The following is a 10,033-nucleotide window of genomic DNA, read 5'->3' on the forward strand; positions in this document are numbered from 1 at the left end:
TTAAACTGAGGATAAACCCGATGAAAGAAGTAAAAAAAGAAGAAACCATGTTAGCACCCAAAGGCTTTGTATTTAACGCTCAAGGTGATTTGATCAAAGAAAGTAATTTAACGCCATTACAACGTGAAGAAGACAAACTATGTAAAGCGTTATTCCCCATGGCTAAATCATTACATGACCAAATGGCTGAGTTTAAATACCAGTCAATGCACTTGGTTGACACAGTCATTGAGCGCTGTGTTAAAGAACACAATATTATCAAGCTAAAAAAAATTAAAGGAACCGTCACTTTTCTTAGTATTGATGGCTTATTGAAAGTTGTGCGTAGCATTGATGACCGAATTGAAATAAACAGTAATATTGAAGCGGCCCGTCAGTTGTTCGACCAATACCGTGATGTGATTAAACGTGATGCCAGTGGCGATGCTCAGCAGTGGATAAACACCAGTTTTGAAACCAAAAACGGCAAAATGAGTACAGGCAAACTTATTGAGATTATGAATAAGGAGATTGACCACCCTATTTATAAAAAAGGTGTTGAAGCATTACGTAAGTCGCTATTTGTTGCTGGCACTAAAGCCTATTTACGCTTTTATTTCAGAGAGTCTGCAGACGATGAGTGGCAATCACTACCACTGCAATTTAGCTCAATTGAAGCCGTTAACCCCGATGAAGAGGATGCTAATGAAGAAGTTCAAAAAGCAGCTGAAGAAAAAATTGAAGCAACAGCGTAACTGGCGCTTTCATTTGTTTACTAAAGAAAAAACACACTAAGTTAACCATTAACCAAACCGCGTTAAATACACTAATAATAACGTTTAACGCTTATTTAACCATCCTTTAAGGGGACTTGAACAATGAATAAATCTCAACTAATCGAAAAAATTGCACATGGCGCTGATATTTCTAAAGCCGATGCGGGTAAGGCTTTAGATGCTTTTACTGAAGCGGTAACTGCAGAGCTTAAAAGTGGCGGTGATGTAGCCCTCGTTGGCTTTGGTAGTTTCTCTGTGGGTGATAGAGCGGCCCGTACTGGCCGTAACCCTCAAACAGGAGCAGCGATTGATATAGCTGCCGCGAAGGTCCCTAAATTTAAACCAGGTAAAGCACTTAAAGATGCCTGCAATTCATAATTACTAACAATTTATTAAGCCCCTTTTCGTGAGGGGCTTTGGAGAGAGAAATGACTGCAACAGTAAAAATAACTTGTGATGGCCAAGGTTGTAAAAACGTGATCTCTAATGAAGCTAATGGCAGTACTGATGATGTTAGTTCTTTAATGGAGTGGCACGAATGGCGCAATGACCCGACTACCGATGAGTATCAATATTGTGCTGGTTGTTGGCCTGCGGTTCGGGCTGAGTATGAGGATATGCATGAGCAAGGCGAGTTATCTTCTAATGGCTAAAGAATTTAACTTAGTAAAAGCGTTAAGAACCAGCGCTGAGGGCAAAATGGAAGATCGCTATTGTGTGTATCTCAATAACGACCCCATGCCATACAGCTTGTTGTCATTAGCAGCCAATAAAATAACCGAGCTAGAGCAAAGGCTGGCTAGGTTAACCCAACTTAAGGAAGCATCATGAAAATACGTAGATTATTAAAAGCAGCACAAAATCAGCTTGATATGGACGATGTACTTTATCGTCAAAACTTAATTGAAATTACTGGTAAAAGCAGCAGTACTGCACTGAGTTACTATGAATGCAAAGAAGTATTAAAGCACTTTGAGAGTTTAGGTTATAGCCCTACCGCTAATCCACGCGAGGGGCAAATTAAGCGCATTCAATACTTATGGATGCGGTTAGGTGAAGAGAAGAAATTAACTAACTTCACTAAACAAGCCATGCACAGCTTTTGCCAACGTTTTACGGGTAACGAGTCTGTTTACAAAGCTAAGCGACCACAACTAAGTGCTTGCATTGAAGCATTGAAAGATTGGTGTAACCGTGAGCTGGTTAGCTTTGATGGATAATTTAGCCGGCAATACAGCCAATACTAGCAACCCTGTAGATTTACGCGCTCTGCCTTATAGAACGCGTTTGGTAGCTGAGAAAATTGGCTTGAATGCTACGTATATTTTATTTAAGACGTTTGCTCATAGAACTCTATACATTCCACCTACGTTATTGCGTTCAGATTTAGCTACTAAAGTAGGAAAAGAGGCGGCTACTGCGTTGATTGAGCTTTGGCCGAATACCTCTCTGACTTTTCCTAAAGTAGATAGAATGTTTCAACAATGGCGTAATTACGAGATTATATTAGATATTAATGATGGTGAATTACCGATTGTTGAAATATGTATTAAATACGACTTAACACGACAACGTATCGACCAAATAAAAAAGGATCACAAGCGAAATCAAGTAGCAAGCAAAGCTACCAGCAATCAAAATTTAACACTTGACCTATTGCTATAAAATGGGCGAAGCTAAAAAAGCACTTCGCCCATATTCCTTGTAAACCACCTGTAAAACCACCCCGAAAACATTTGACGTATAACCCCCTAATTTAAAGACTTCATACTGCTCCTACGGCTTAAGCTTAGGAGGCATAATGTCAATAAATTACTTTTCAATAGAAGAACTTGTACCCAAAGCAGTTTTCGAAAAATACCAACACGCGCACCATATTCTGTGGGGCTTATTTAACCGCAAAGCATTACTGACTTTAATCGCCTTACGCGCTCGTTTTGGCTCGTTAACGGTGAATGATTGGTTATGGGGCGGTAGTAATCAATACCGTGGTTTTAGACCTGGTGATTGCCCTATAGGGGCAGACCTTAGCCAGCATAAGTTAGGCAATGGGTTTGATTGCATTTTTAAAGACTATACCGCTGAACACGTTCGTCAATATATTCTCAATAACCCTGAAGAATTTCCTTATATCACCACGTTAGAAATGGGGGTGGGTTGGTTGCATTTTGATTGCCGTTACATTCCTGGTTTCAATGGTGTGATTAAGCAGTTTTGGCCAAGAGGAAAAGCATAATGGATGTTTTTAATGTTTTAAAGGATGTTGGCTTAGGGCTGTTATCAGCCACCCCATTAGGCAAGCTAGCACTACCCGTTATTAATGCTTTTTTACCAGATGATAAACAGCTAACAGACTCGTCTACTGGCATTGATGCTAAGCAAGCCATTGCCACACTTTCCCCTGAGTTACAGCAGCAACTTTCCCTGGCAAAAATCACTCAAGAAGTTGAAGAAGATAAAGGCCGCACCAGTCGCTATGAGGCTATGTGCGCCGCTGATGGGCAAGAGACACGGGCAAAGTTAGTTAATAAGGCAATGAACTGCCTAATTTTGTTATCGCTTATTTTTGTGGCTGCTGTGGCTTATGTGTACAGCACTAAAGGTGCAGATGCTGCTTTTAGCTATGAAATGGGTTTTTGCTTTATCACGGTATCGGGCACATTTGCTTATGTGGTTAGAGCATACATGGGCGATTTAAAAACCGAAACTACCTCAAGACATAATGTAATCAATGATACACCACCTCCAACTACGGGTTTAGCTGGGGTTATTAATGCGATTAAAGGACGTTAAGCATGGGCAATAAAGAAGATCCAAAGTTAAGTAGTGAAACTGCGTTAATTTTGCATGAGCTAGGTAAAATCACAGGCCAACTTGATTCATTAGAGAAACATACCTGTGAATGGCGCGATACTCAGGCAAAAACCAATGATGCTATTTGGGAAACACTGAAAGAGCATGATGTTCGCATCAGAGAAAATGAAAAAAACACAGCTAAGCGTGCGGGTGTAATTTCAGCGGCTACAGGTGTTGGTATTGCCTTGCTTGCTGAAGCCGTTAAACGTGGGTTACTTAGCTAATGGCACGTAATCAAGAAAAGCTTGAGGCAGTTAGGCGTAGTTATGTTTACGACCGACAGTCATTAAAAGCGGCGGCTGAGTTTAATGATGTGCCTGTGGCTACGGCTTCGCGCTGGAAGATAAAAGCCAAAGATAAAGGCGATTGCTGGGATAAAGCCCGAAGTGCCTCACGTTTGGCACAAGGTGGTATTGGTGATTTGTCTATCCAGGTATTAGAAGACTTCACTATGCAATATTCCACCCTGATGGATATTTTAAAGTACTCCGATATGGAGCCATTAGAAAAAGCCACTGTGTTAACTAAGCTAGCGGATAGTTATGTGAAGATAACGAAGGCTGCTGGTGGTAGTGATGCAAACATTGGTCGCTTAAGCGTAGCCATGGAAACCTTAGAGCTATTTGCTCAGTTCTTAGGTGAACGTTTCCCGCAAAACTTAGAGTACTTTGTTATTGCGCTAGAGCAGTTCGCCCCAGAATTAAGCAAGCAGTACGGCTAGGCCATGGCTGATTTAAAAGAGAAAGAATTTCTTGATGAAGTAGCTCAGCTAACCGCAAAGCTACGCCAAGAAATAGATGCTAAAAAGCGCAAGCTTGATACGTCACCCGCTGCAAAGAATAAACGCCGTAAACGTGTATTAAGCGGCGATTATGAATATTTTGTGTATACCTATTTTCCGCACCACATGTGGCTTGAGGACGGTGAAAGCCCCAGTGAGTTTCAAGCCTTCTTTTATAAACGTTTCCCCTTGGCAATATTCAGTGAAGACCCTGTTAGAGATTGGTATGCCGCGCCTCGTGGTGAAGGTAAATCAACCCTATTAACTAAAATTGGGCCTATCTTTGTGGCGGCTTTGGATTTACTGCAACGTCCGGGTGTTTGTGCAGAATTAAACATTACTGAATTACCTGCCATTCACATGAACTATTTAATTGTGTTTGGCGCTGAAACTCGCATGCCAGCCAAGTTGCTTGAAGTGGTGAAAACTGAGCTGATAAACAACCCGCAATTGCAATTAGATTTTCCTGAGATTTGTGGCAGTACAGGCCATTGGAAAATTGGCGAGTTTACGACTAATAATGGCGTAACCATGGAAAGCCGAGGTATAAACCAAGCCGTACGCGGTACGTTTAGTGGTGCAAACCGTCCTCAGTTATTACTTAGCGATGACATTATTACCGATAGTGAGGCTAAATCTTCTACTGAACGTGATGGCCGTTGGGATACGTTAGAGGCTGGTATTGATTATTTGGGACCACCTGATGGTAGCGTTAAATTTATGGGCGTTAATACGGTGCTTCATCATGATGATCCGATTAGTCGCGCAAAAAATAGCCCTGGTCACACGGTATTTCATTTTAAAGCGTTAGTAGAAATGCCGCACAATATGGATTTGTGGCACCATTGTGAAGAGTTGATGCGCAATGATGATAAACGCTACAAGCTTAGTGTTGCCGCTGAGGGTGGCTTTGCTCGATTAAAAGATTACCCCAGTTATTTATTTTGGTTGAAGAACAAGGAGGCCATGAGTAAGGGCGCTGTAGTTAGTTGGTCTTGTGTGCGTGATTTGTACACCATTATGGCGTTGCGCGTAAAAAACTTAAAAGCCTTTAATAAAGAGATGCAGGGCATCCCCCGTAGTGATGATGAATTGCTATTTGATAAGTTTGATTTTTGGGTGAATCGTTTGCCTGAGTGGAAAACCTATGGCGCTTGTGACCCAAGTATGGGTAAAAATGAAAGTGCTGACCCTTCAGCATTAATTATTGGTCACTATCATCCACTAACAAAGAAAGGCCATATCGAGCATTGTGTGCGTAAGCGCAGACAACCTTCAGTGATTTTGTCGGACATGATCAAACTGCAAAAAGAGTTTAATCCGATCACTTGGGGTTTTGAAAACAATAATGCTTTTGACTGGATGCGTAAGTCATTCGCCAATATGGCATTAGATCAACAAATTATTATGCCACTAGTCGGTTGGACGGCCATTAAATCTCAACAAGAATATATTGAGAGTTTAGAGCCGTACATTACCGATGTAGATCCCAACATTTTATTCCATGCCCGTTGCAATGCTTTGATAGAGGAAATGGGCACCTATCCCGATAAAGAAAGTCACCATCACTATGATGCATTAGTTGCATTACATTTGTGGTGGGTAACGGCTGTAGCTCGCTCTGGTGGTATTCCACGAGCGCGCTCAGCTCAAACAAGAGGCAGTGTTAATACAGCAGGGTTTGGCCGATGAAAAAAACTAAAAAAGCGTTACTTGATAACAGCATAATTGAACGACTAAATGACGATCAGTTAGTTGGCATGATGCACGAGTTACCTGATACTGATGAGCTTTTGCGTAAAGCAGGTGTAGACCAGGAAGTATATAATGAAATCTTGCAAGACCCACATGTTATGGGCGAAGTAAGACAAATTTACAGCTCGTTATTAGGCTTTAAATATGAATTACAAGCGGGTGATGAATCAAACTCAGCTCAACAAGCCTTAGAGCTTTGTCAAAGCATATTTAAAAAAAGACCACATCGTACTATGCGTTGGAATGATTTATTTTGGTCTATTGGTAAAGCGCCTTTAACAGGCCGTAGAGTACATGCTATTAACTGGCAGGAGAAAAACGGCAAGTTGATACCAGCGCAAATTAAAGATATTGAGGCCCGTAAATATGGCTTTAACTATGATGGTGAATTGCTGATTAAGAGCATGGAAACACCTATTGGTGAAGTTGCCCCAGATATGCGCTTTTTAGTGACTCGCCATATGCCTGATGCCTCTAATCCCTATGGCCTAGCTATTTTAAGTTGCTGCTTTTGGAGCTGGATGTTTAAAAATGGCGGCTTAAAGTTTTTTGTCCGTTTTTGTGAGCGTTTTGGTCAGCCATTCCCAATAGGTAAATATCCAGTAGGTACGCTTGATACAGATATAGATAAATTGATTGCATCATTACAGCAGCTCGCTGAAGATGCGGTTGCTGCGATACCTGATGATTCTAGTATTGATCTTTTAGAAGTGAAAACTAGCGGTCAATTACCCCAAGAACGTTTGATTTTATTAATGAACCGTGAAATGAGTAAGGCATTAACCAGCCAAACAGCGGCGAGTGAATTAACGGGTGGTGATGGTAGCCGTGCAGCTTCACAAACACACCAAGGTAGAACAGACCAAAATGCTAAAGCTGACAGAAGCTTAGTTGCTGACACGGCGAACCAGTTGTTTGAGTTCATCACTATTGTGAACCTTGGTGAAGACGTGCCACCACCAACGCTGAAATACATTGATAAAAAGCAAATCAGTAAAGATGATGTTGAAATAACAGTGCAGGCAGCAAAGGCGGCTCCCATTAAAGCCGATGAGTTTTATAGCCGAACTGGCTTTACCAAACCCGCTGAAGGAGATGAAACCATTTTCTTAGGCGCTGATTTTGGTAAAGAGCCTAGCAAAGGCGCTGTTGCTGAATTCTCAAAAGGTAAAATTACTAAGGTGCAAGATTGGGATGATTATGAGCAATCAATCAGTGACTTAATTGACCAAGTTAAAGCAGCTATTAAGAAGGGCGATAGCTTAGAAGATGCCTTAGATTTTATCGCTAAATTAGTGCCTGAATCTGATGAAGGAGTGTTAGCTCATTTAGTTAGCCAGGAGCTAGAAGTTGAGTTTGGTAAAGGTATGGTGGAGGCGAAATGATTAAACCTATACCTATAGGTTTAATCATTATCATACATAAGTACATTCATACTCACTACGACTATATAAATAGTCGTAGTCTCTAAGATACACGGAAACACTATGCCTGAAGTTGTTAATGCCACATATGGCTCATTACCTTACAAAGAAGCTATTGAGTACTTCAAAGAAAAGCTGATTATTCCCAGTGAAAAGTGGGATGACTTAGTCGGCTCTATTCATGCCAAAGGCTTTACTGTTGCCGGAGCGACTAAACTGTCTTTGTTAGAGGACTTCTATAAAACTGTTCAGACCTACATTGCTTCAGGCGATAGCTTAGGAAATTTCCTCAAAGATTTCGATGATATTGTTGCTAAACATGGTTGGTCATATAAAGGTGATCGTCGTTGGCGTTCTAAGGTGATTTTGAATACTAATAAACGCTCTGCTTATGCTGCAGGTCGTTGGCAACAATTACAGCGAGTAAAAGCACGTAGACCTTATCTTATTTACATGACAGTTGATGATGGACGTGTGCGTGATGAACATCAAAAATGGCATTTAAAGGTTTACCACATTGATGATCCCTTTTGGAAAACTCACTATCCACCTAACGGTTGGATGTGTCGTTGTTATGTCCGATCAGCCTCTAAAAAAGACCTGGAGCGCTTAGATTTAAAAGTGAGTGAAAGCAAGACGATTGATGCTATTGAAATTCTAGATCCCAAAACAGGTGTTATTACTGAAAAAATGCCTGGCATTGATGTTGGTTGGGATTATAACGTGGGTAAAGCTTGGTTAGCGCCTGATGTGATTTTAGGCCAGCAATTAATGGAGTTACCAACGTCTTTACGTGAGAAAGCTGTTAAGTGGTTTGATAATTCTATGTTCGATCAACCTTTTAAACAGCTAGTTAATAGTACAGCTTATCAAATGGCTAAAGGTCGCAGTATTAAGCAGGGTTTAGCGCAAACCGTTGGCTATTTAAGTGAAGACGTTATTAGTTACTTATCAAACCATGCAGAGGTGCCTTATGGAGCCGCTATTATTGCTCGCGATAGCGATATTGCTCATTGGTTGAGAGATTCAAAGGTTGAAAGAGGGGCATCGGTACCTATTTCAGTTGCCTCTATTTTACCGAAAATTATTCGTAATCCAGATGCAGTACTCCTAGATGGTAAAAACGTGGTTTTTGCTCATAAGATGAAAGATGGCCGCTACGCTAAGTTTATTCTTAAAATGAACTTTAAAGACAAGTTAAGGCACAATAAATCACGCTTTAAAGAGTATTTAAACACGTTTAAAGCAGCAGGTATTGTATTAGCGGATAATTTAAAAGAGCCACACTATAAAATAATAAGTGGCAGTATAGATTGAGGAGGGTTAGTTGGGTGAGGAAAGGAAGGACGCTTCAACCTTCATATCATGACTAGCGAACTAATCACTACTACTGCGCGATAACCTTGCGGCTACTTTTTCTAGCTCATTCCTCACTTAGATAAGTATAAACGATTAGCTGGGGTTAGCAATATTTGCACCATCATTATTAAGTATATCTTGAACACTTATAATTAATTTAAGGCGCTCACCTTCCAATTTAGCAATAGAGGCAGAGCAGTTTACTAACTCTTTATCCGCTGATATACACCTGCCATCTCTAGCCATTGTGACAGCATTATTTGTTTTCATTGCGTTCAAAGCGAGACCGTTTCGGTATGCATATTCTGACTCTAACTGCATCGAGATATTGTTCAGCTGCATACTCATAACTTCTATTGCTGAGCTGCGAAAAGCTTCTTTCGCTTGATTTTTTTGGGTTATTAAATGCCCCTTTTGAACTTGTACGTTTTCAAGTTGTACCTTAACTTGCTCCTGCTGGGCTTTACTGGAGTCAATCAAAGCCTTTTTAGTTTCGGCTAACTCACGCTTTTGAACAATCACCGATACCGTTAGCCAATAGAAAGCTGAATAAGCGATGAGTGGGTTCAATAGACCACCAACGAAATCACCAAAAGAACCCCATACACTAGGTTCAACACTAAGAGTTTGCCCTTGAAAAAGGAAGAACCAGCCAACGTATGAGCCTAGCGTTACTACAAAGATGGATGATACTATCCATCGACTAAATTTGACTGACTTCTCTATATTCTCAATATCCATATGATAGCTCTGCTTTTATAAGGTGGTAAATTGGTGATCACTATTTACCAACAAACTATCATTTCTTACCAGTAAAAACTCACTTTACGATCACTTATTCTCAATTAATCCCATTTATTCTCAAAATTGACTCTAATGGTAAATTTAAGGTGATTTGATTGGAGGCTAACTGTACAAGGAATCCGAGGGCAATTTTTGATCCTTACTTGTTTTCAGGAATGATTACCCCCCTACAAGTAGAGAGTGAAGTTTAGCAATGCCCTACGCTCACATGGGCATGTCTAATACAAGTCACACTACCCTTCGCGCATCTGCGATTCACTCACAAGGTTTTAGAAAGTCAGAAAGCAAAAAACCCGTAG

14 protein-coding genes are annotated in these 10,033 nt (G+C 40.7%); 13 read left to right on the forward strand and 1 reads right to left on the reverse strand.

Annotation, left to right across the window (positions count from 1 at the left end; translation table 11 throughout):
- The first annotated feature begins 20 nt into the window (after positions 1–20).
- From ND2E_RS11250 to ND2E_RS0121490, 13 genes are all read left to right on the forward strand, one after another.
- Complete coding sequence (locus ND2E_RS11250; RefSeq protein WP_033093815.1) at positions 21–734, forward strand: DUF3164 family protein; 714 nt, start codon at positions 21–23, stop codon at positions 732–734.
- A gap of 123 nt (positions 735–857) precedes the next feature.
- Complete coding sequence (locus tag ND2E_RS11245; RefSeq protein ID WP_033093816.1) at positions 858–1,133, forward strand: HU family DNA-binding protein; 276 nt, start codon at positions 858–860, stop codon at positions 1,131–1,133.
- Between the two features lie 50 nt (positions 1,134–1,183).
- On the forward strand, positions 1,184–1,408 hold the full coding sequence (locus ND2E_RS11240) for a hypothetical protein (protein WP_033093817.1): 225 nt from the start codon (positions 1,184–1,186) through the stop codon (positions 1,406–1,408).
- Positions 1,401–1,586 (forward strand): hypothetical protein, encoded by a 186-nt coding sequence (locus tag ND2E_RS11235; RefSeq protein WP_033093818.1) that lies wholly within the window; start codon positions 1,401–1,403, stop codon positions 1,584–1,586. Before ND2E_RS11240 ends, ND2E_RS11235 begins: the two co-directional genes overlap by 8 nt.
- Positions 1,583–1,975, forward strand: coding sequence for a regulatory protein GemA (locus tag ND2E_RS11230; RefSeq protein ID WP_033093819.1), 393 nt, complete (start codon positions 1,583–1,585; stop codon positions 1,973–1,975). The genes ND2E_RS11235 and ND2E_RS11230 overlap by 4 nt, the downstream gene beginning before the upstream one ends.
- Positions 1,950–2,420, forward strand: coding sequence for a Mor transcription activator family protein (locus ND2E_RS11225; RefSeq protein ID WP_150113739.1), 471 nt, complete (start codon positions 1,950–1,952; stop codon positions 2,418–2,420). The genes ND2E_RS11230 and ND2E_RS11225 overlap by 26 nt, the downstream gene beginning before the upstream one ends.
- A 136-nt stretch (positions 2,421–2,556) precedes the next feature.
- Positions 2,557–2,991, forward strand: coding sequence for a hypothetical protein (locus tag ND2E_RS11220; RefSeq protein WP_033093821.1), 435 nt, complete (start codon positions 2,557–2,559; stop codon positions 2,989–2,991).
- Positions 2,991–3,548, forward strand: a complete 558-nt coding sequence (locus ND2E_RS11215) for a hypothetical protein (protein ID WP_033093822.1) — start codon at positions 2,991–2,993, stop codon at positions 3,546–3,548. The genes ND2E_RS11220 and ND2E_RS11215 overlap by 1 nt, the downstream gene beginning before the upstream one ends.
- 2 nt (positions 3,549–3,550) lie before the next feature.
- Positions 3,551–3,835 (forward strand): hypothetical protein, encoded by a 285-nt coding sequence (locus ND2E_RS11210; RefSeq protein WP_033093823.1) that lies wholly within the window; start codon positions 3,551–3,553, stop codon positions 3,833–3,835.
- Entirely contained in the window at positions 3,835–4,332 is a 498-nt protein-coding gene (locus ND2E_RS11205) for a DUF1804 family protein (RefSeq protein WP_033093824.1), read from the forward strand. Before ND2E_RS11210 ends, ND2E_RS11205 begins: the two co-directional genes overlap by 1 nt.
- 3 nt (positions 4,333–4,335) lie before the next feature.
- A complete protein-coding gene (locus tag ND2E_RS11200) occupies positions 4,336–6,084 on the forward strand; it encodes a hypothetical protein (RefSeq protein WP_033093825.1) in 1,749 nt (582 codons plus the stop codon).
- Positions 6,081–7,532 carry a phage portal protein family protein gene (locus ND2E_RS0121485; protein ID WP_052056508.1) on the forward strand — a complete coding sequence of 484 codons (1,452 nt, stop codon included), beginning with the start codon at positions 6,081–6,083 and terminating at the stop codon, positions 7,530–7,532. The genes ND2E_RS11200 and ND2E_RS0121485 overlap by 4 nt, the downstream gene beginning before the upstream one ends.
- A 102-nt stretch (positions 7,533–7,634) precedes the next feature.
- The gene (locus ND2E_RS0121490) at positions 7,635–8,888 is read left to right on the forward strand and encodes a phage head morphogenesis protein (protein WP_052056510.1); all 1,254 of its coding nucleotides are present in this window, start codon (positions 7,635–7,637) and stop codon (positions 8,886–8,888) included.
- 135 nt (positions 8,889–9,023) lie between these two features.
- Here the strand turns inward: ND2E_RS0121490 and ND2E_RS22405 are convergent, their stop codons facing one another.
- Positions 9,024–9,671 (reverse strand): hypothetical protein, encoded by a 648-nt coding sequence (locus ND2E_RS22405; protein WP_052056512.1) that lies wholly within the window; start codon positions 9,669–9,671, stop codon positions 9,024–9,026.
- Positions 9,672–10,033 lie beyond the last annotated feature (362 nt).

Source organism: Colwellia psychrerythraea, assembly GCF_000764225.1.
Taxonomy (GTDB): domain Bacteria; phylum Pseudomonadota; class Gammaproteobacteria; order Enterobacterales; family Alteromonadaceae; genus Colwellia; species Colwellia psychrerythraea_D.

Coding starts and splice junctions, on each gene's coding strand:
- ND2E_RS11250 (WP_033093815.1), top strand. CDS start 21: ATGAAAGAAGTAAAAAAAGAAGAAACCATGTTAGCACCCAAAGGCTTT.
- ND2E_RS11215 (WP_033093822.1), top strand. CDS start 2,991: ATGGATGTTTTTAATGTTTTAAAGGATGTTGGCTTAGGGCTGTTATCA.
- ND2E_RS11210 (WP_033093823.1), top strand. CDS start 3,551: ATGGGCAATAAAGAAGATCCAAAGTTAAGTAGTGAAACTGCGTTAATT.
- ND2E_RS22405 (WP_052056512.1), bottom strand. CDS start 9,671: ATGGATATTGAGAATATAGAGAAGTCAGTCAAATTTAGTCGATGGATA.
- ND2E_RS11245 (WP_033093816.1), top strand. CDS start 858: ATGAATAAATCTCAACTAATCGAAAAAATTGCACATGGCGCTGATATT.
- ND2E_RS0121490 (WP_052056510.1), top strand. CDS start 7,635: ATGCCTGAAGTTGTTAATGCCACATATGGCTCATTACCTTACAAAGAA.
- ND2E_RS11240 (WP_033093817.1), top strand. CDS start 1,184: ATGACTGCAACAGTAAAAATAACTTGTGATGGCCAAGGTTGTAAAAAC.
- ND2E_RS11235 (WP_033093818.1), top strand. CDS start 1,401: ATGGCTAAAGAATTTAACTTAGTAAAAGCGTTAAGAACCAGCGCTGAG.
- ND2E_RS11205 (WP_033093824.1), top strand. CDS start 3,835: ATGGCACGTAATCAAGAAAAGCTTGAGGCAGTTAGGCGTAGTTATGTT.
- ND2E_RS11200 (WP_033093825.1), top strand. CDS start 4,336: ATGGCTGATTTAAAAGAGAAAGAATTTCTTGATGAAGTAGCTCAGCTA.
- ND2E_RS11220 (WP_033093821.1), top strand. CDS start 2,557: ATGTCAATAAATTACTTTTCAATAGAAGAACTTGTACCCAAAGCAGTT.
- ND2E_RS0121485 (WP_052056508.1), top strand. CDS start 6,081: ATGAAAAAAACTAAAAAAGCGTTACTTGATAACAGCATAATTGAACGA.
- ND2E_RS11230 (WP_033093819.1), top strand. CDS start 1,583: ATGAAAATACGTAGATTATTAAAAGCAGCACAAAATCAGCTTGATATG.